The organism is Microbacterium sp. GW823-FHT02G05, from assembly GCF_058797175.1.
Genome location: NZ_JBXAJK010000001.1, coordinates 1,957,171 through 1,976,739 on the forward strand (window position 1 = coordinate 1,957,171; position 19,569 = coordinate 1,976,739).

Below are 19,569 nucleotides of genomic sequence, written 5' to 3' on the forward strand. Positions count from 1 at the left end.
GACGATTCGGTCCATCCACGGTTCGGTGATCGTCAGCGTGACGATGGCATCCACGCCGAACTGCAGCGTCTCGCCGTCTTGCCAGAGCGGCGGATGTGCGGGGTCGAGGCGCAGCAGATCCATGCCCCGATTCTCGCGGGAGAGGCGTGCTGTCGGTTCTCCGTGGACGAATCCGTGGAGAACCGACAGTCACCCGGCGCCCGTGCAGAAGACGCGGACGAGCGGTGCTCAGACCGGGCGCTCGCCGCCCGTGGAATCGTCATCCGTGTCTGCGTCGGAGTCGCCGCTGGTGGCATCGTTCGGTGCGGCATCCGTCTCTCCTGACGGTGCGGAGAAGTCGTCGCCGTCGAGCAATCGCGCAAGCGCCTCGTCGAATTCGTCGGGCTGTGGCTGCTCGCCGCGTGCGTGCGCCTGCAGGCGCGCCACGAGTGCCTCGGGGTTGTCGATGTCTTCCGCGGTGGGCATGAGGTCGGGATAGTCCCAGAGTGCGTCGCGATCGGCGATGCCGACCGCGTCGGTGACCGCACGCCACATCGCGGACGCTTCGCGCAGACGGCGCGGACGCAGCTTGAGGCCGACGAGCGCCCCCAGGGCATCTTCGGCGGGGCCGCCCGCCGCACGACGGCGGCGTGCGGACTCGGCGATGCGCGCGCTCTCGGGCAGGCGAGCGGTCGCCTCGGTGGTGACCACATCGACCCATCCGTCGATCAGGGCGATGAGGTTCTCGAGGCGCTCGAGAGCCTCACGCTGGGCGTCGCTCTGCGCCGGCAGCAGCGCGCCCTCTTCGATCGCGGCGCGCAGTTCCTCGGGGTTGCTCGGGTCGAGGCGACCGGCCAGGTCTTCGAGAGCATCCACGTCGACGGTGACGCCCCGCGCGAAGTCGGTGATCTGGCTCATCACGTGCAGGTGCAGCCAGCGTGCGTGGCGATACAGCCGCGCGTAGGCGAGTTCGCGCGCGGCGAGATACAGGGCGATCTGGTCTTCGGGGATCTCGAGTCCCTCGCCGAACGTCGCGAGGTTCTGCGGGATCACGGCCGCCGTTCCCGGCGGCAGGACCGGGATGCCCACGTCGCCGCCGCTCACGACCTCCAGTGACAGGTTTCCGAGCACCTGACCGAACTGGGCCGCGAAGAGGGATCCGCCCAATCCGCGCATCAGGCGTCCTGCCCCCTGCACCATGCCCTTCATGTCGTCGGGCACCTGACTGTCGAGGGCAGTGGTCAGCGCGTCGGCGATGCTGGTCGAGACGGGGGAGGCGACCTCCTTCCACACGGGCAGCGTGCGTTCGACCCATTCGCCGCGGGTCATCACGCGCGCGGGCTCGGCGAGCTCGGAGATCGTCGTGGCTTCGCTCAGCCAGAGATTCGCGAGTCCGAAGGCATCCGCGACCGAGTGGCGGCTCCCATCGGTGATGCCCAATCCTTCGCGGTTGGCGATGTGCAGAGCGGCGCGCTGCGCAGCATCCCAGGGGTCGCCGTTGAAGGCCTTCTGGAACTGCTGCATGAATCCGGCCATCATCGCCGGGTCCAGACGCAGTCCTTCCAGGCCCTCCATGTTCTGCAGTGCGCTCAGGTCGAAATCGGCGCCGGATGCTTCGAACATGCGGCGCAGGAACTCTTGGAAGTCTTCGGGGTTCGGGTCGTTGTCTGCCATGGCGGGCCCTCTCAGCGCGTGTATAGCCGTGGGATCTACGCTAGTTGCAGGATTTCGATCACGCCCGTGAACTGCGGGCATCGCTGTACGCCGCTCGCGAACGAGCACAGGAGGACACCCGTGACGCAGCCGCGTACCGAAGCCAGTCGCACAAAGGTGGGACTCACCGCGCTCGCGATCGCACTCGTCGCCCTCGTGGCACTGACCTTCCTGCCGACTCCCTACGTGATCCAGAAGCCTGGGCCCGTCTACAACACTCTCGGCACGGCTCTGGACGCCGACGGCGAAGAGATCCCGCTCATCCAGATCGATGACGCGGAGACGTTTCCCACCGATGGCGCGCTCGACCTCACCACTGTCCAGGTCGTCGGGAGCCGGGAGCGCCCGGTGTCGTGGTTCGAGCTCGCGCTCGCCTGGGTCGATTCCTCCAAGGCCGTCGTCCCCATCGAGAGCGTCTTCCCGGAGGGCGTGACGCGCGAGCAGCGCGAACAGCGCAACTCCATGCTGATGATCGACTCCCAGCACGAGGCGACGGCCGCCGCCTTGCGCCAACTCGGCGAAGAGGTCCCGGCGACGATCTCCGTCGTCGAGGTGCTCGACGACGGAGCCTCTGCTGGGGTACTCGAGGCAGACGACCAGATCACCGAGATCGACGGCGTTGCGGTGTCCGACATGGATGCGCTGCGCGCGAAGATCCAGGAGGCCGAGGGCAAGGCGGTCACGCTCACCGTCGTTCGCGATGACGAGGAGCAGACCGTCACGGTCACGCCGCAGAAGCGTGAGGCGAACGGCACGACGACCTGGCTCATCGGGGTCACGCTCATCCTCGAGTACGAGTTCCCGATCGATGTGACGCTGCAGCTCAACAACGTCGGCGGTCCGAGCGCCGGGCTCATGTTCGCCCTCGGGATCATCGACGTCCTCACTCCGGGTGAGCTCAACGGCGGTGAGAAGGTCGCCGGCACCGGCACGATCAACGGTCTGGGCGACGTGGGGCCGATCGGCGGTATCCGTCAGAAGCTGTACGGTGCCCGTGACGCGGGTGCGACCTTCTTCTTCGCCCCGGAAGCCAACTGCGCCGAGGTCGTAGGGCATGTTCCGGATGGGCTTCAGGTCGTCAAGACCGCGACGCTGGATGATGCGCTGGACGCGCTGGAGGTCATCGCCGAGGGTGGTGACGTCGCCGACCTGCCGACCTGCGCGGCAACGGCGAAGTAGGTTCACTTTCGGCGGAAAAAGGACTCTGGAGAGCACAGCCTGCGCTCATATTCCTTCCCTAGGATGGAAAGGTGACCTCGACTTCAGAGCCGCAAGCGGCCACACCATCCCCTTCACGACGCATTCTGACTGTGGTCGTGACGATCATCGCGGCGCTCATCGCCGCGTTCTTCGCGTTCTCGTCGCTCTTCACGGACTTCCTCTGGTTCGACCAGCTGGGGTACACCGAGGTGCTGACCACGAAGTGGATCGCCACGGTGGTGATGTTCCTCGTGGGGTTCATCGGCATGGCCGTCCCGCTGTTCGTCACGATCCAGCTGGCCTACCGAATGCGCCCGGTGTACGTGCGCCTGAGCTCGCAGCTCGATCGCTACCAGGAGGTCATCGAACCCCTGCGTCGCTTGGCGATGTGGGGCATGCCGATCTTCTTCGGACTGTTCGCCGGTTTTGCCGCGGCGGGCTCCTGGGAGACCGTCTGGCTCTGGATCAACGGCGTCGCGACGTCGACCACCGACCCGCAGTTCGGCGTCGACACCGGCTTCTACCTCTTTGCGATGCCCTTCTACCAGGCGCTCGTCGGCTTCATCTCCGCCGTGCTGATCCTGTGTCTGCTGGTCACGGCACTCGTCTCGTACCTCTATGGTGCGGTGCGCATCGGTCAGGGAGAGCTGCGCATCTCGAAGTCCGCGCGCATCCAGCTCGCCATCATCGCCGGCCTCTACCTGCTGACACAGGCCGCAAGCCTCTGGCTTGACCGCTATGTCACGCTCGTCACACCGGAAGACCGGATCACGGGTGCCGCCTACACCGGCGCCAACGCGACGATCCCGGGTCTTGCGATCCTGTCGATCATCGCCGCGCTCGTCGCCGTGCTCTTCTTCGTCACCGCGATCATCGGCCGCTGGCGCTTCCCGCTCGTGGCAACAGGTCTGCTGCTGGTCGCATCCCTCGTCGTCGGAGTCGGCTACCCGTGGGCGGTCAACACCTTCCAGGTGAAGCCGAACCAGAACGCCTACCAGGCCGAGTTCTATCAGCGCAACATCGACGCGACCCACGACGCCTACGGCATCGGTGACCTGAATGTCACGCCCTTCAAGGCGCAGACCGATGCCGAGGCTGGCCAGCTGCGTGAAGACGCCGACACGACCGGATCCATTCGCATCCTCGACCCGATGATCGTGAGTCCCACGGTGCAGCAGCTCGAGCAGTACCGCGGCTACTACCAGTTCAACTCCGAACTCGACGTTGACCGCTACGAGATCGACGGCGAGATGCAGGACACCGTGGTCGCCGTCCGCGAGCTCGATGTCGATGAGCTCGGCGACGCCGGTAACTGGAACAACCGGGCTGCCGTGTACACGCACGGCTATGGACTGGTCGCTGCCGCCGGAAACCAGCGAACGATCGAGGGTGAGCCGGTCTTCCTGGAGCGGGGCATCCCCTCGGCGGGCTTCCTCACGGACGGGGAGAAGTTCGAGCCCCGCGTCTACTTCGGTGAGAAGTCTCCGGAGTACTCGATCGTGGGCGCCCCTGAGGGCACGGCTCCGGTCGAGATCGACTACCCGCGCGGCAAGGAGGGTGCGACCGACACGAAGACCACCTTCGAAGGCTCGGGCGGGCCGGCGATCGGCAACCTCTTCACGAAGGTGCTCTATGCGCTGAAGTTCCAGTCCGAGCAGATCCTGTTCTCGAACCTCGTCAACGAGGAGTCGCAGATCCTCTATGACCGCGACCCCAAGACGCGTGTGCAGAAGGTCGCGCCCTACCTGACCCTCGACAGCGATCCGTACCCGAGCGTCGTCGACGGCCGCATCGTATGGATCGTCGACGGCTACACGACGAGCTCGACGTACCCGTACTCGTCGAGTGTCGCCCTCTCGAGCGCGATCAGCGACGCGAACAATGCCGCGCCCAGTTTCGTGACCGATGAGATCAACTACATCCGCAACTCGGTCAAGGCGACCGTCGACGCGTACGACGGATCGGTCACGCTGTATGCCTGGGATGACGAAGACCCGCTGCTCCAGGCATGGTCGAACATCTACCCGACGACGATCGAGCCGATCAGCGAGATGTCGGGTGATCTCATGAGCCACGTGCGCTACCCGACCGACCTGTTCAAGGTGCAGCGGGCGATGCTCGGTGTGTACCACATCGATGACGCGCAGTCCTTCGCACAGCGCGACAACGCGTGGCAGACGCCGAACGACCCGCAGGCCGCCGACAACCTGCAGTCGCCGTACTACATGACGATGAAGATGCCGGGACAGGAGTCGCCGCGCTTCTCGATGTTCACGACGTTCATCCCGGCGTCTCAGGGTGAGAACTCCCGAGAGGTGCTCATGGGCTACCTCGCGGTGGATTCGGATGCAGGATCCACAGCGGGCAAGAAGGCGGATTCGTACGGCGAGCTGCGGATGCTCGAGATCGACGCCGACACCACAGTGCCGGGCCCCGGTCAGGTGCAGAACACGTTCGACACCGACCCGCAGGTCGCGCAGCAGCTCAACCTGCTCAAGCAGGGGCAGTCCGAGGTTCTTCCTGGCAACCTGCTCACGCTTCCCGTGGGGGGCGGTCTGCTCTACGTGCAGCCTGTCTACGTCGAGGCATCCAAGGGTACGAAGCTGCCCCGTCTGCAGAAGATCCTGGTGGCCTTCGGAGACCGGATCGCCTTCGCAGACACCCTGACCGAGGCGCTCGACGAGCTCTTCGGAGGCGACGCCGGTGCGACCGGTGGCGATGACAACGTCGAACCCGCCGAGCCGACCGATCCGGCGAATCCGACTCCCGAGGTGCCCGTGACCGCGGACGCCGCGATGAAGGCCGCGCTTGAGGACGCACGCACGGCGATGACGGCCCGTGATGCCGCGCTCAAGGCCGGCGACCTCGCGAAGTTCGCTGAGGAGGACAAGAAGCTCACGGACGCGATCAACAAGCTGCTGGAGCTGGATGCGGCCGCAACGCAGGAACCTGCGGCTGACGACGCGAAGTAGTCTCACCAGACAGATGGGCGCCTCCTCCGGGAGGCGCCCATCTGCGTCTCCGGGGGAGCGGCGTCGTGCTACTGTTTCGGTGTACCGCACGGGTGGCGGCCTTCCTTATCTGATCCTTCTTGATCCCTGTGGAGGCCAAACATGAATTCTGCTCCCCGCGCCCGCCTGTTCCGCCGCGATGATCGCGACCAGCTCGCCGACCTCGTGAACGCGCATCTCGCCGCTGTGATCCCTGGCGCACGCGTGTCGGTCAACACTGTGCTGAGTGCCCTCGAGCGTCAGCCGGAGGAGTATGTCGTCGACCCGTGGGTCACGGAGCGGGTCACGATCGTCGTCGAGGTGCGCGAGCGCATCGTCGCCGCCGCACACCTGCAGCGGTTCGCGGACGATCCTCGCGTGAGCGACGATTATCGGCGCGCAGGTCTCATCCAGTGGGCGCTGGCCTACCCCGGAGACCCCGGCGACGAGGAGAGTGCTGCGTCGGCGCTCGACGCGACGGGGATGCTGCTGCGGGCCTGCGACGCTCAGTTGCATGCCTGGGCTGTGACGGTCGCGTACGCCGACGGACAGCTTCCGTATCCCGGTGTCTACGGGGTTCCGGCGCAATGGCCGCACGTGCGTGATGCCTTCGCACGGGCAGGATTCGTGTGGGACGGAGCGCGGGAGAGCATCCTGCTCGCGACGCCTCAGACGCTGCCGGCCGTGTGTGGCGACTTTGCGGCGCGGAGCGCCCGCGTCGAGCGCACTCTCGGTGCCGCTGGCGCGCGATTCACGGCGTACCGCGAAGAGGATGTGCACGGCTTCGTCGAGCTCGATCTGACGGCCGGGCGCACCGAACGTTTCGGGACTGACCGAGCGGTCGCCGAGATCGCGGACTGGGACGCACCAGGGGCCGAGTTTCTCACCCGGATTCTCGTGGAGGTCCGGGAGTGGCTGGAACTCAGCGGCGTGCGGCACCTGCTTGCTGCGACCGACCCCGACGACGCGGAGGAGACGCGGATGCTGGAGGAGGCGGGCTTCCGTGAGGTGACGACCACCGCGCGCGGATGGCGTCGGGACCTGCGCTGATTCGGTGCATTGTCTGACCCGTGAAACCCGGGTCGGACAATGCAGAAGGCCCTGATCGGGATTTCTCCTGATCAGGGCCTTCTCTTGGTTGCGGGGACAGGATTTGAACCTGCGACCTCCGGGTTATGAGCCCGGCGAGCTACCGAACTGCTCCACCCCGCGTCACAAGAGATAGCCTAACACGGCCCTGGAGGGGTGGCGAATCGAGGGGCATGTGGGTGCGGCCCGGGCGCGTCGTGCGAGAGGATGAGGGCATGTCCGCTGCGCCTCTCGTCACCGTCGCCGTCTGCCAGTTCGCGCCCACCGCCGACCGGGAGAACAATCTTCTGCGCATCGCAGAGCAGACGCGCACGGCCGCGGCCCGAGGCGCTCAGCTCATCGTGTTCCCCGAATACGCCAGCTACTTCGCGGCCCCATTCGATGCCACACTGCGCGAGAACGCCGAAGAGCTGGACGGGCCCTTCGTACACGGCCTTCGTGCGATCGCCGGCGAGCACGATGTGACGATCGTCGCTGGCCTCGTCGAACGGAGCGGCGACGCCGCGCTCGTCCGCAACGCCCTGGTCGCGGTCGACGCCGTCGGCATCCGGGCGCGGTACCGCAAGCAGCACCTGTACGACGCCTTCGGCGCACGCGAGTCGGAGTGGCTGAGCGCGGGGGACATCGGCGCCCCCGAGACGTTCGAGTTCGGCGGCATCCGCTTCGGACTCATGACCTGCTACGACCTGCGCTTCCCGGAGGTGGGGCGCACCCTCGTCGACGCCGGGGCGGATGCACTGATCGTGCCGGCGGAGTGGGTCCGCGGTCCGCTCAAGGAGCACCACTGGATGACTCTTCTCGAAGCGCGGGCGATCGAGAACACCGCCTACGTGATCGCCGCAGACCATCCCGCACCGGTCGGTGTCGGGCACTCCGCGGTGATCGACCCGCAGGGGGTGCGCATCGCCGGGGTGGGCAGCGAAGAAGGCGTCGCCATCGCCGAACTCGATGTCGAGTTGATCGCGCGCACCCGAGAGATCAACCCGGTGCTGCGCGTGCGTCGCTATCGCGTCGTGCCCGCCGCGCAGAGCTCAGAGGGAGCCTAGGCGCTCGACGGCTTCCTCCAGCACCTCGCGCCTCTTGCAGGCGGCGAAGCGGACGAGCCCCGCATAGTCGTCCCGGTGCTCCGGGAGGACGAAGGCCGAGAGGGGGATGGCGACCACACCGGCGCGCTCGGGGAGTGCTCGACAGAAGGCCGCCGCGTCCGCACCGCCGAGCGCCGTGGCATCCGCCACCGTGAAGTAGCCGCCCTGCGGCGGGCTCACAGTGAAGCCCGCACCCCGGAGGCCGTGGCCGAGGAGCGCGTGCTTGTCGGCGAAGGCGGATGCTGCGCCGCGGAAGTAGTCCTCGCCGAGGCGCAGTCCCGCGGCGACGGCAGGCTGGAACGGGCTGCCGTTGACGTATGTGAGGAACTGCTTGACCGTGAGGACCGCGGTGATGAGCGCGGCGGGCCCGTGCACCCAGCCGATCTTCCAGCCCGTCACCGAGAAGGTCTTGCCCGCCGAGGAGATCGTGAGTGTGCGCTCGGCGGCACCCGGGAGCGTCGCGATCGGGACGTGCGCGCTGTCGAACGTCAGATGCTCGTACACCTCATCCGTCACGATGATCGCGTCGTGGCGGTCTGCGAGCCGGACGATCTCCTGTTGCACCTCCGCGCTGAACACGGTCCCTGTCGGGTTGTGCGGGTCGTTGACGAGGATGATGCGGGTGCGATCAGTGACAGCGGCGGCGAGCTCTGCAAGATCGGGTTGGAAATCCGGACGTCGCAGCGGAACGGTCCGCAGTCGCGCACCGGACAGCGCGATGATGGCCGCATAGGAGTCATAGAACGGCTCGAAGACAACGACCTCGTCGTCGGGGGAGTCGATCAGAGCGAGGAGCGTTGCCGCCAGCGCCTCGGTCGCACCGGCGGTGACGATGACCTCACGATCCGGATCGACGGAGAGGCCGTAGAAGCGCTGCTGGTGCTCACTGATCGCAGCGAGGAGATCCGGGATGCCACACCCGGGCGGATACTGATTCGCACCGCGTGCGATCGCTTCACGGGCGGCCTCCAGGACGACATCAGGACCGTCCTGATCGGGGAAGCCCTGACCCAGATTGATCGCACCGGTTCGGGCCGCGAGGGCCGACATCTCTGCGAAGATGGTGGGCGCCACCTCTCCGCTGGCGGACAGCAGACCTGCTCCTGCGGCGGTGCGGCGCCAGGCCCCGGACACAATTCCCATGTGGCTCAGGGTACTGGCATAGCGGAATCTCATCCCTGACATAAGAAACGCACAGGTCAGGGAGTCACTCTGAGAGGGCGTTGTTATGAAAGGGAGTACATCATGAACGACCAGAACCCTCGCCCCGAGATCCCGGAGTCGTCGGCCGCATCCGGCCACGACCTTCCCGCCACGTTCTCGTCCGATTCCACGCCCGCGACTCCCGCTCCGGTCGTCCCCGAGGCCCCGTCCGCGCCCGCAGCCAGCATCCCGGAGCGCCCCGCGCTTCCGACGGCGGTGCCGCAGGCGCCGACCTTCGCCGCCCCGGACGGTGCGACGCTGCCGCTCGGCGCCACCGCACCGGTCGCCCCGGGTGCCGCGTTCGGCGCCGCTGCTCAGATTCCGACCCCGATCGAATCCGCACCCTCGGCGCAGAAGAAGTCGCTCGGCGGAACAAAGGTCGCTGCCATCATCCTTGCCGCCGCCCTTGTCGGCGGTGCTGCGGGTGTCGGAGGCAGTGCACTGTACGCCGGGCTCAACGGCGGATCCTCCACCGGCCCGGTGGCAGGACCATCGACCGTGACGGTCAACAACCCCGACGAGGTCACGTCTGCCACGGCGATCGCCGCCAAGGCGCTGCCCTCGGTCGTGACGATCGAGGTCGCCGGCAGCTCGAGCGGCGGCAGCGGCTCGGGCGTCATCCTCGACGAGCAGGGGCACATCCTCACGAACGCCCATGTCGTCACCCTGGACGGGCAGGCGACAGAGCCGGCGATCCGCGTCACGACATCCGACGGGCGTCTGCTCGATGCTGAGGTCGTCGGGATCGACCCGCTGTACGACCTCGCGGTCATCAAGGTGTCGGATGCCTCCGGGCTCACCCCGATCGAGTTCGCGGACTCGTCCGAAGTCAACGTCGGCTCCGTCGCCGCTGCGGTGGGCGCGCCCCTCGGCCTTGCGAACTCGGTCACGACCGGCATCGTGAGTGCACTGAACCGCAGCATCTCAGTGCAGTCCTCGGCACTTCCCGAGGTGCAGGGCGCTCCGGACGGCGAAGACTCGCAGGGCGACCAGCCCTTCCAGTTCGACCTCCCGGGTGCGACACCTTCACAGGGTCAGCGCGAGTCCATCTCGATCTCGGTCATCCAGACGGATGCCGCGATCAACCCGGGCAACTCCGGCGGCGCGCTCGTCGACGGCGACGGACGCCTCATCGGCATCAACGTCGCGATCGCCACCGCGAGCGGCAGCTCGGATGCAGCCGGCTCCATCGGCGTCGGATTCGCCATTCCCTCGAACATCGCTCAACGCATCGCCGATGAGCTCATCGAGAACGGGGAAGCCACCCACGGCCTCCTCGGTGCGAGCGTCTCGCCGGCCAGTTCCGTCGAGGATGCGACGGTTCTCGGCGCCTACATCGCGAACGCGACGCCGGGCGGAGCAGCAGAGGCTGCAGGGCTCCGCGAGGGTGACATCGTCACCGCGTTCAACGGCACCCCGATCAGCAACGCGCGGGACCTCACCGCCCAGGTGCGCTCGGTCGCCGCGGGCGCCGAGGCGGAGGTCACCTTCGTTCGCGACGGCCGTACGCAGACCGCGACGGTCACACTCGGAGACCTGAACTCCCTGGCCGAATGACGAACGCGGGATGCCGCGCTCGCCGAGTGCGCTCCCACGGTCACGACGCCACCCCGCGATAGGCTCGCGGGGTGGCGTCGTTCTCTTTTCGCACAGGCAACGCGGGCAAGCTGCTGCGCCTGCCCCTCTTCGTCGCCGGGCGACTGGCCACCCTTCTGATTCCGCGCGGTCGCCGATGGGTCTTCGGCTGTGGCGCCGGCATCGGCGACGGCGCGCTCGCGCTCTGGCGGTACGCGCAGGCGGAGGGCCACGAGATGGTCTGGCTGACCGGTTCGGCCCGTGAAGAGGCGGATGCTGCCGCTCTGGGCATCCCGACGCTGCCGAAGCACAGTGTGCGGGGCTGGTGGGCGACCACCCGCGCGGGCGTCATCGTGATCACGCACGGCTTCGGTGATGTGAACCGCTACGCCATCTCCGGTGCCTTCGTCGTGCAGCTCTGGCACGGGATTCCCCTGAAACGTCTGGGGCTGGACTCACCCGTGACGGTGCAGAGTTCCTTCCTGTCGGGGTTCGCACCGCTGCGGTGGCTGCTGTCGGCGCTTTACCGGGGTGCGGCGCAGCGCATCCGCATCCTGCCCGCGGCATCGGACCGGTCTCGTGCCCGACTGGAGTCCGCCTTCGGGCTCGGCGTGCATCAGGTGCTGGTGACCGGGGAGCCGCGCGTCGACGTGCTGTCGGTGGGCGACGCACAGACGAGGCGGGCCGCTGCGATCACCCGGAGGGATGCGGCAGTCGGGGCGTTGCCCGAAAGCGCGCGCGTCGTCCTGTACGCCCCGACCTGGCGTGACGGTGCCGCGGACCCCGCCGTTCCCAGCCCCGCCGAGTGGGAGGCGATCGGCGAAGTCCTCGAGTCGCAGAACGCGGTTCTGCTCATCCGGTCGCACCCGATGGGGGAGGGCGATTACACGCCTCCGTCCGACATGCCGCGTGTCCGCATGCTCGGCGCATCCGTCGTCACCGATGTCACCCCGCTGCTCCCCGCCGTCGACCTGCTCATCACCGACTACTCCTCGCTCGCCTACGACGTCGGACTCCTCGCGATGCCCGTCATCTACTTCGCACCGGATGCGGAGGACTATGCGCGCCTGCGCGGCTTCTACGGACGCTACGCGGAGATCGCCGGCGATGATTTCGCACGGGACTGGGCCACGACCCTCGATCAGGTGCGACGCACCCTCGCCGACGAGGCCGCGTTCACCGAACGAGCCCAGGAATCCAGTACTCTGAGCGCCGAGATGCACGCGTTCCGCGATGGTGAGAACACCGCGCGGGTGTATCGGGCAATCCGCGCACGCGGGGTCCCCGCAGCGAAGGGTTCAGCATGATCAGCGTTCGGATCGACGAGCAGAAAGAGATGCTCGTCGTCGCGGGTGAGGGGGCCAAGCCGGCCGCCGCCGTCCTGCAAGGCGCGCGCGCCTGTGTCGAGGCCCGTCTCACCGGTGGGGGAACCACCTGGAAGGCGACCTTTCCTCTGCGGCTCGCCCGCTGGGGCGGTCAGGCGCTGCCGCTTCCCAGCGGTCACTACGCGCTTGTCGTCGACGGGCAGGATCTCTCCGCGCTGGCGTTGCCGATGACGCTGCTGCCGATTCTGCGGGCGGCGGTCACCGGGGCGGACGTCGAGATCGGCCCGCCGCTGGATCCGGTGCACAGCACGCCGGAAGGTCAGGCGACGCTTGAGGGCCGCTACGCCGCTCAGGCGGGCGGGACCGAGAACGCGGTGTTCTTCGAGAGCTTCTATGGCCGCAGCGCCGGATGCAACCCGGGAGCGATCGACCGGGAGCTCGCGGTGCGTGCTCCCGGCGTGACCCGCTACTGGAGTGTGACCGACCTCTCCGTGGCTGTTCCTGACGGCGCGATCGCGGTCGTCGAGGGATCGCCGGAGTGGTGGCGCGCCCGCGGCGCTGCGCGACTGCTGATCGTCAACGACTGGCTGCGTCGGCGCTTCGTGCGCAAGCAAGGGCAGCGCGTGATCCAGACCTGGCACGGCACACCTCTGAAGCGCCTCGCCCTGCACCGACCGGGCTTCGATCCGCGTCGCATGCTCGCTGTCTTCCGCGAGTCTCGCCGCTGGGATGTGCTGCTCGCGCAGAACCCCTACGCTGAGCGGGTGCTGCGCAAGGCGTACGCGTTCCTGAACCGCCCGATCTGGGTCGACGGATACCCGCGCAACGACGTGCTGACGACGGGCGATCCCTCGGCCGTCCGTGCGCGCCTCGGCATCGCGCCGGAGGAGACCGTGCTGCTGTACGCACCGACCTGGCGCGACGACCGCGCCGAGATGGTGGACTTCGTCGATCCGGAGTCTCTCGCCCAGCAGGCGGATGCGGTCGTACTCGTGCGCGGACACTCCCGCACGATCACGTACGGCCGGGATCAGTCCGGCGCCCGCGTGATCGACGTGACCGGATATCCGGACACGGCGGAGCTCATGCTCGCGGCCGATGCGCTCATCACGGACTATTCCTCGGTCATGTTCGACTTCAGTGTCACGGGAAAGCCCATGTACTTCCTCGTGCCGGATCTCGAGCACTATCGCGGCGAGCTGCGCGGGTTCTACTTCGATCTCGGCGAACGCGCCCCGGGGCCGCTCGTGCGGTCGCAGGCGGAGCTGCTTGCGGCGCTCCAGGATGCGGGGGCCATCGCGCGCTATGCGGAGCGCTACGTGTCCTGGCAGGAGCAGTTCAACGGTCGCGACGACGGTGCGGCATCCGCACGGGTGGTCTCCAGGATCCTCGACCTCGGTTTCGTCCAGGCCTGAGCGCGCCCGCTAGGGCAGCGGGGTGTTCTGTGTACCCAGGCGGGAGGCGTCCACGGTGTCACCCGCGCCGCGCACGACGCCGGTGAGGAATCCCAGGCCCCAGGCGAGGTGCATCGTGGGAAGAACCGCGAGTGTCCAGAGGCGCTCGCGGATGCTGCGCGGCGGATCCGACGGCTTCGCAGGCAGCAGCGCCATGACGATGACGAGCAGCGCGTAGGCGGCGAGCGGGAGGTAGACGGCGGACGCGATGAGCGAGGCGAGACCACTGAGCACACCGGTCAGCTGCAGAACGCCGACGACGAGTGCGAGTGCGACGTTGAGCGCTAGCGCAGGGGGCGCGAAGAACCGGATGCCGTTGCGTCGGCCGTACCGCCGAACGAGCTCGCCGCGCCAGGCGCCGGTCGCGCGGAACTGGCGCGCCAGGCGGATCCAGCTCTCACGAGGCCAGTACGTCACGGCGAGTTCGGGATCGAACCACACGAGGTTCCCCGCTTGGCGGATCCGAAGATTGAGTTCCCAGTCCTCGCCACGGCGCACACTCTCGTCGAACAGACCGACGGCATCCAGGACGTCACGACGCATGACGCCGAGGTAGGCGGACTCGGCCTCCCCCTCGCCCGCACCCACGTGGTACGCGCCGCCGCCCAGGCCCGCAGGGGAGTTGTAGGCGCGTGCGACCGCCGCCTGGAAAGGCGTGCGACCATCCGCGCGCATGATGCCGCCGACGTTCGCCGCGCCGGTGCGACGCAGCGTCGCGATCGCCCGACGCGCATAGCCGGGGGAGAGTTCGGAGTGCGCGTCGACGCGCACGATCGTGGGGTAGGAGCTCGCGCGGATGGCTGCATTGAGGCCGACCGGGATGTGCGCCGCCGGATTGTGCACGATCGACACACGCGGGTCGGCGGCGGCGATGCGTTCGGCCAACTCGGTCGTGCCGTCGGACGACGGACCGAGCGCGAGCACGAGCTCGGCCGGCTCATCGAGGTCCTGGGCGAGCACAGACGCGACGGCGTGCTCGAGATAGGCGCGCTCGTTGAGCACGGGCATCACGAAGGAGACACCGGGGGCAATGGCTGCTGTCTCGCGGGCGCGGTCTTTCGCTGTCACTGAACGATCATGTCACGGGTGACCCTCAGGGCGGCTGGGTAGGCTGGAGGGATGGGTGTTGTGTCAGATGCGCAGAAGTCGTATCGCCTGCTTCGTCGTGCGTTGGCCTCTCGATCCGCCGTGCAGAGTGTGCGCCGTACGCTCGCCGCACGGGAGCCGCACCCGCGCAAGCACTTCAAGATCGCGGTGTACTTCGCGGACGGCGCCGTGAACATGTATCAGATGCGTCAGTGGTACCGGCCCCTCGCCGAGCTGGCGAAGCGATGGCCGGTCGTCGTGATCTCCCGCGCCGCCACAGGTGCGCAGGCCATGCTCGGCGAAGACGCCCCGCCGGTGGCGTTCGCGCCGACGGTGCGTGACATGGAGCGCTTCATCGCGCAGCAGGACATCCGCATCGTGCTGTACGTGAATCAGAACACCCGCAACTTCCAGATGTTCCGCTACGGGCGCCGCTGGCACGTGTTCATCAACCACGGCGAGTCCGACAAGATGTACATGACCACCAATCAGTACAAGGCGTATGACTACGCCCTGGTGGCCGGCCAGGCTGCACGGGATCGCCTCTCCCGCGTGCTGTGGGACTACGACATCGATCGCCGCACGATCGAGATCGGCCGTCCGCAGGCCGACCACTACTCGGGCACGCTGCCGTACACGCCGGACGAGCGCACGGTCGTCCTGTATGCGCCCACCTGGGAGGGCGACCGCCCGTCGGCGCACTACGGTTCGATCGCGAGCCACGGCGAAGCCCTCGTCTCCGCGCTCCTCGCCACGGGCGAGCATCGCGTGGTCTACCGGCCGCACCCCCGCAGCGGCGTCGTCGACAGCGAGTACGGCGCCGCGAATCAGCGCATCATCGCCGCGATCGCCGCCGCGAACGCGGCAGATCCCGCCGCGCACCACGTCTTCGACGACGGTCCGGAGCTCGGCTGGCAGCTCGCTGCGGCGGATGTCGCGATCGTCGACATCTCTGCGATGGTCTACGACCGTCTCGCCGCGGGCAAGCCGCTGCTGATCACGCGACCTGTGGATGAGCGCGCCTCCGTCGACGAGAGCGGCTACCTGTCGTCGTGCGAGTGGCTGTTCGCCCACGCCGCACCGCAGATCGTCTCCGAGGTCGCGCGCGTGCAGGGCGACGAGGAGGCGACCGCACGCCTGCGGACCTGGGTGCAGCACTACTTCGGCGACACCACGCCGGGCGTCGCGACGGAGAAGTTCCATGCCGCGATCGAGACGCTCATGGAGCGCTGGGACGCCGAACACGAGCGGCACCTGCGCGACGTCGCCTCCGAGGACGAGAGTGACGACCAGGACGACGACGAGATGAGTCTCTGACCGCCGATCCGCTCTCCGCGCCGACGAGCCCCTCGGGCGGGGCGGTTGTTCAGCGCTCGATCGGCTCCCAGCGGCCGCCGTTCTGCCAGTAGGTCTCGATGTCTTCGAGCGGGCGTCCCTTGGTCTCGGGTGCGAGCGTGAACACGAAGGCGAATGCGGCGACGGCAAGGATGCCGAAGACGATGAAGGTGCCGCCGCCGCCCAGCTGGGTGAGCAGCGTGAGGAAGACCCCACCGACGATCACGTTCGCGATGAGGTTCGAGGTGAGCATGACACTCGCGCCGATCGAACGCAGATGCGCAGGCATCGCCTCGCCGGCGTAGACCCAGACGAGCGAGCCGAAGCCGAATGCGAAACCGGCCGTGAAGAGGACGAGCCCGGCGAAGCCCAGCGCGGTGAGCACGCCCGCGAACTCCCCGCCGCCGATGAAGAACACTGTGACGAGAAGGGCGTTTGCCAGGACCATGATCCCGATGCCGATCAGGAGCACCGGGCGCCGGCCCATCCGATCGATCACCAGCAGCGCGATGACGACGGCGATCAGGCTCGCGAACTGCACCAGCGCGGACAGGCCGAGCTTCACGGTGTCGTCGGTGAAGCCCATCGCCTCGAAGATGCGGGGGCTGTAGTACACGATCGCGTTGATGCCGGTGATCTGCACGAAGAATCCCAGGCCCACGACGAAGATCGTCGCGCGCAGGTACGGCCCGCGCACCAGATCACGCCAGCCGCCCTTTCGCCCCGTGCGGAAGCTCGCCGTGATCGTCTCCAATTCCTTGTCGACGTCGACGTTCGTGCCTTCGATGCGCTCGAGGGTGCGTCGCGCGTCTTCGGGACGCCCCTTCATGACGTACCAGCGCGCGGTGTCGGGCAGTCTCAGCAGCAGGAGCGTGACGATGATTCCGGGAATCGCCGCGAGCGCGAGCATCCATCGCCAGCTCTCGCTTGGTGCCAGTGCCATGGCGGCGAGGTAGCCGAGGATGATGCCGGAGACCGTTGCGACCTGGTACATGACCAGGAAGGCGCCGCGGGCATGCGTCGGAGCAGATTCGGCGACGAACACCGGCACGACTACCACCGACACGCCGATGGTGAGGCCGAGCAGGAAGCGCGCGATGATCAGAACGGCGAGCGAGGGCGCCAGACCGCAGAGCAGAGAGAAGAGCGTGAAGGTCACTGCGACGGCGACCATCGTGGGTTTGCGGCCGAAGCGGTTGGCGATCGTGCCGCCGGCCAGTGCTCCGAGGATCTCACCGACGACGACCGTCGTCGTCACGAGCTGCTGCTGCTCGACCGTGAGGGAGAACTCGGCGGCGATGTAGAGCATCGCACCGCCGATGTTCGAGGAATCGTAGCCGTAGATCACTCCGACGGTTGCTGCGGCGATGCCGACGATGATCGCCAGACGACTGGTCTTCGGGGAGGTGGTGAGATGCATGGGGACCTTCTGTGCGGGGAAGCATTGCGACTGTACACGTCGTGCGGAGGTTCGCACGACCTGCGCGACGCGCTCTCACCCGTTCGGGGGAGAAGGCTTCGTCACAACGCCATCTGGGATCACTGCTCCGACGGAGACGCGGTATCGGCCGATTCCACGGCAGCTGCGGCGTCTGTCTGCGGGCTGCGCCGTACGATGGCGGCGGCCTTGCGACCTGCCCAGCTGACGCCGCGCGCGGCGGTCCCCGCGGCTCCGGCGATCGCGGTTCCGGCGTAGGTGGCTCCGCGCAGCATCCGATTCTCCAGCCGCTCGGCCCCGGGCACCGGCTCGAGCTCAGCCGGAAGCATGACGGGCGGCACACCGAACGCCTTGCGAGAGTTGACCAGCACCCGACGGCCGAGGATGTTGTTGCCGGCGCCGCCGACCGCCGCGCCGACGCCGAAGGGCAGTGCCTTGCCGATGAAGGAGGCGCCGCCGCGTGCAGCGAACTGCTTGATGAACGCGCTCTTCAGGCGGTCCGCAAGGGGTCCGACCGCTGCGCGGGGGAGAGTCTTGGTGACGAGCTCGCCCCAGTAGGACGACCGGGTGCCCGTCTTTCCCGCGGCCTGGCCTGCGAGCTGCGCGACGAGATCGACGCCTTCTTTGCCGAGCATGAGCGTCATCACGAGCGCCCGTGCGCGGTCTGGGTTCTCGACCGTGATGCCGTGCACCTCCGCGATGGACTGCGCGAACAACGCCGTCGACTCCACGAAGCCCACGGTCTCCACGCCGGAGAGCGCGAGTGTGATGCCCGTAGAGATGCCCGGGATCACCGCGGTGGCTCCGACTGCTGCCCCACCTGTGGTCACGGCGGCCAGGTAGCGGCGTTCCAGGAGGCGGACGATCTCGCTCGTCGAGGCATCCGGATGGCGCAGACGGATGCTGCGGATGTGCGCGAGAACGAGCGGGCGCTGGATCGCCAGCACCCGGTCCAGGCCGCGCACCATGAGCGGGTGCTCTTTCGAGCCTTCAGGAGGCAGGCCCGTGTCCCACGGGCTGTCGTCCGGGAGCGAGTGAATCTTGTGCACCTTCGGGGCCATGCTCGAATCCTAAGCAGTGCAGCCGCGAAGACCCCGTGAGCAATCCGTGGCGCGTCCGGGAACGCAGAAGGGCCGTCCCCGCGGGGACGGCCCTTCTGTCTTGTCGAGCGAGGCTCAGACGAAGAGGTTGGCGCGCTCGAGGTCTTCAGCGAAGTCGACCTCGACGGCGTAGAGGTCGGAGATGTCCATGGGCTCGAGCAGCAGACCGTTCTCGGCGATCGCGAGCTCAAGACCCCGTTCGAAGTAGTCCTGGTCGTCGACGCGCTGCAGCTGACGCATGAACGCCTGCTTGTCGGCGGAGGAGATGTAGTTGATGCCCACAGCCTCGCCGATGCCGCCCTTGACGACCTTCGAGAGCTTGTCGATGAAGCCCTCGGCGGTGACGGTGTACTTGACCTCTTCGTCGCTGACCTTCGCGGTGTTGACAGTCACGAAGGACTGGTCGCGCTCGATGTAGGCGATCGCGCGGCCGAGGATGCGCGGATCGAAGACGACGTCGCCGTTCATCCACAGCACACCCGACTTGCCGGTGGCGGCGAGAGCGCGCAGCAGGCTCTTGGAGGTGTTGGTCTGGTCGTAGCGCTCGTTGTGCACGTAGTTGACGCGCGGGAACGCCTCGATGATGGTCTCGGCCCGGTAGCCGACCACCGTGGTGATGCGGGCGTCGGATCCGAAGGCGGCACGGATGTTGTCGTGCTGCTGCTGCATGATGCTGCGGCCGTCATTGAGCTCGGTCAGCGGCTTGGGGAGGGCGCGACCGAGGCGCGAGCCCATGCCAGCGGCGAGAATTACGGTCTGAAGAGTCACAGAAAAGCTCCTGTTAAGTGTGTTCACTGTCGATTTACCGACGAGACACTCCTTCGTGCCGGGATTCATGCTAGCGATCGTGCCTGGGAAGCCTCGGGAAAAGTGGCGGGCGTTGTCATTTCGTGATCGAGTCCACGGGCGTTGCTCAGGGAAGGATTCTCCGCAGATCGCGCGGAAACGGCGCAAACTGTGTCGTTCTTCGCGCGCGCCGAGGCCAATCACAGACGAG

The 19,569-nt window shown here is 67.6% G+C and carries 14 protein-coding genes and 1 tRNA gene; 8 read left to right on the top strand and 7 right to left on the bottom strand.

Annotated features, from left to right (window positions below; all coding sequences use genetic code 11):
* Positions 1–228: 228 nt before the first annotated feature.
* On the bottom strand, positions 229–1,653 hold the full coding sequence (locus AC1REM_RS09545) for a zinc-dependent metalloprotease (protein WP_492514405.1): 1,425 nt from the start codon (positions 1,651–1,653) through the stop codon (positions 229–231).
* Positions 1,654–1,773: 120 nt separating this feature from the next.
* Between AC1REM_RS09545 and AC1REM_RS09550 the strand changes: the two genes are divergently transcribed.
* From AC1REM_RS09550 to AC1REM_RS09560, 3 genes are all read left to right on the top strand, one after another.
* Positions 1,774–2,871, top strand: a complete 1,098-nt coding sequence (locus tag AC1REM_RS09550) for a YlbL family protein (protein WP_492514406.1) — start codon at positions 1,774–1,776, stop codon at positions 2,869–2,871.
* A gap of 71 nt (positions 2,872–2,942) precedes the next feature.
* Complete coding sequence (locus tag AC1REM_RS09555; protein ID WP_492514407.1) at positions 2,943–5,864, top strand: UPF0182 family membrane protein; 2,922 nt, start codon at positions 2,943–2,945, stop codon at positions 5,862–5,864.
* A gap of 141 nt (positions 5,865–6,005) precedes the next feature.
* Entirely contained in the window at positions 6,006–6,932 is a 927-nt protein-coding gene (locus tag AC1REM_RS09560; protein ID WP_492514408.1) for a hypothetical protein, read from the top strand.
* Positions 6,933–7,017: 85 nt separating this feature from the next.
* On the opposite strand, the gene AC1REM_RS09565 is transcribed toward AC1REM_RS09560, so the two are convergent.
* Positions 7,018–7,094: transfer RNA gene (locus AC1REM_RS09565), tRNA-Met, on the bottom strand.
* Positions 7,095–7,186: 92 nt separating this feature from the next.
* On the opposite strand from AC1REM_RS09565, the gene AC1REM_RS09570 reads away from it, so the two are divergent.
* Entirely contained in the window at positions 7,187–8,017 is an 831-nt protein-coding gene (locus tag AC1REM_RS09570; RefSeq protein WP_492514409.1) for a carbon-nitrogen hydrolase family protein, read from the top strand.
* Here the strand turns inward: AC1REM_RS09570 and AC1REM_RS09575 are convergent.
* Positions 8,003–9,199 carry an aminotransferase class I/II-fold pyridoxal phosphate-dependent enzyme gene (locus AC1REM_RS09575; protein ID WP_492514410.1) on the bottom strand — a complete coding sequence of 399 codons (1,197 nt, stop codon included), beginning with the start codon at positions 9,197–9,199 and terminating at the stop codon, positions 8,003–8,005. The two genes, AC1REM_RS09570 and AC1REM_RS09575, sit on opposite strands and share 15 nt — an antisense overlap.
* Positions 9,200–9,301: 102 nt before the next feature.
* On the opposite strand from AC1REM_RS09575, the gene AC1REM_RS09580 reads away from it, so the two are divergent.
* The 3 genes from AC1REM_RS09580 (at position 9,302) to AC1REM_RS09590 (ending at position 13,574) form a co-directional block, all read left to right on the top strand.
* The gene (locus AC1REM_RS09580) at positions 9,302–10,816 is read left to right on the top strand and encodes a S1C family serine protease (protein WP_492514411.1); all 1,515 of its coding nucleotides are present in this window, start codon (positions 9,302–9,304) and stop codon (positions 10,814–10,816) included.
* Positions 10,817–10,887: 71 nt separating this feature from the next.
* Positions 10,888–12,141, top strand: coding sequence for a CDP-glycerol glycerophosphotransferase family protein (locus AC1REM_RS09585; protein WP_492514412.1), 1,254 nt, complete (start codon positions 10,888–10,890; stop codon positions 12,139–12,141).
* A complete protein-coding gene (locus AC1REM_RS09590) occupies positions 12,138–13,574 on the top strand; it encodes a CDP-glycerol glycerophosphotransferase family protein (RefSeq protein WP_492514413.1) in 1,437 nt (478 codons plus the stop codon). Before AC1REM_RS09585 ends, AC1REM_RS09590 begins: the two co-directional genes overlap by 4 nt.
* Positions 13,575–13,583: 9 nt before the next feature.
* On the opposite strand, the gene AC1REM_RS09595 is transcribed toward AC1REM_RS09590, so the two are convergent.
* On the bottom strand, positions 13,584–14,681 hold the full coding sequence (locus tag AC1REM_RS09595) for a glycosyltransferase family 2 protein (protein WP_492514414.1): 1,098 nt from the start codon (positions 14,679–14,681) through the stop codon (positions 13,584–13,586).
* Positions 14,682–14,732: 51 nt separating this feature from the next.
* Here AC1REM_RS09595 and AC1REM_RS09600 point away from each other — a divergent pair, with 51 nt between their 5' ends.
* A complete protein-coding gene (locus AC1REM_RS09600; protein WP_492514415.1) occupies positions 14,733–16,016 on the top strand; it encodes a CDP-glycerol glycerophosphotransferase family protein in 1,284 nt (427 codons plus the stop codon).
* 49 nt (positions 16,017–16,065) lie between these two features.
* On the opposite strand, the gene AC1REM_RS09605 is transcribed toward AC1REM_RS09600, so the two are convergent.
* The 3 genes from AC1REM_RS09605 to AC1REM_RS09615 all read right to left on the bottom strand — a co-directional run bounded on the left by AC1REM_RS09605 (position 16,066) and on the right by AC1REM_RS09615 (position 19,340).
* The gene (locus tag AC1REM_RS09605; RefSeq protein WP_492514416.1) at positions 16,066–17,511 is read right to left on the bottom strand and encodes a sugar porter family MFS transporter; all 1,446 of its coding nucleotides are present in this window, start codon (positions 17,509–17,511) and stop codon (positions 16,066–16,068) included.
* Positions 17,512–17,573: 62 nt separating this feature from the next.
* Positions 17,574–18,533 carry a hypothetical protein gene (locus AC1REM_RS09610; protein WP_492514417.1) on the bottom strand — a complete coding sequence of 320 codons (960 nt, stop codon included), beginning with the start codon at positions 18,531–18,533 and terminating at the stop codon, positions 17,574–17,576.
* A gap of 114 nt (positions 18,534–18,647) precedes the next feature.
* Positions 18,648–19,340, bottom strand: coding sequence for a phosphocholine cytidylyltransferase family protein (locus tag AC1REM_RS09615; protein WP_204939609.1), 693 nt, complete (start codon positions 19,338–19,340; stop codon positions 18,648–18,650).
* Between the last annotated feature and the right edge of the window lie 229 nt (positions 19,341–19,569).

What these genes read in the sequence shown, in the direction of transcription:
- AC1REM_RS09580 (WP_492514411.1), top strand. Translation starts at nt 9,302, where the DNA reads ATGAACGACCAGAACCCTCGCCCCGAGATCCCGGAGTCGTCGGCCGCA.
- AC1REM_RS09575 (WP_492514410.1), bottom strand. Translation starts at nt 9,199, where the DNA reads ATGGGAATTGTGTCCGGGGCCTGGCGCCGCACCGCCGCAGGAGCAGGT.
- AC1REM_RS09545 (WP_492514405.1), bottom strand. Translation starts at nt 1,653, where the DNA reads ATGGCAGACAACGACCCGAACCCCGAAGACTTCCAAGAGTTCCTGCGC.
- AC1REM_RS09600 (WP_492514415.1), top strand. Translation starts at nt 14,733, where the DNA reads ATGGGTGTTGTGTCAGATGCGCAGAAGTCGTATCGCCTGCTTCGTCGT.
- AC1REM_RS09610 (WP_492514417.1), bottom strand. Translation starts at nt 18,533, where the DNA reads ATGGCCCCGAAGGTGCACAAGATTCACTCGCTCCCGGACGACAGCCCG.
- AC1REM_RS09590 (WP_492514413.1), top strand. Translation starts at nt 12,138, where the DNA reads ATGATCAGCGTTCGGATCGACGAGCAGAAAGAGATGCTCGTCGTCGCG.
- AC1REM_RS09560 (WP_492514408.1), top strand. Translation starts at nt 6,006, where the DNA reads ATGAATTCTGCTCCCCGCGCCCGCCTGTTCCGCCGCGATGATCGCGAC.
- AC1REM_RS09570 (WP_492514409.1), top strand. Translation starts at nt 7,187, where the DNA reads ATGTCCGCTGCGCCTCTCGTCACCGTCGCCGTCTGCCAGTTCGCGCCC.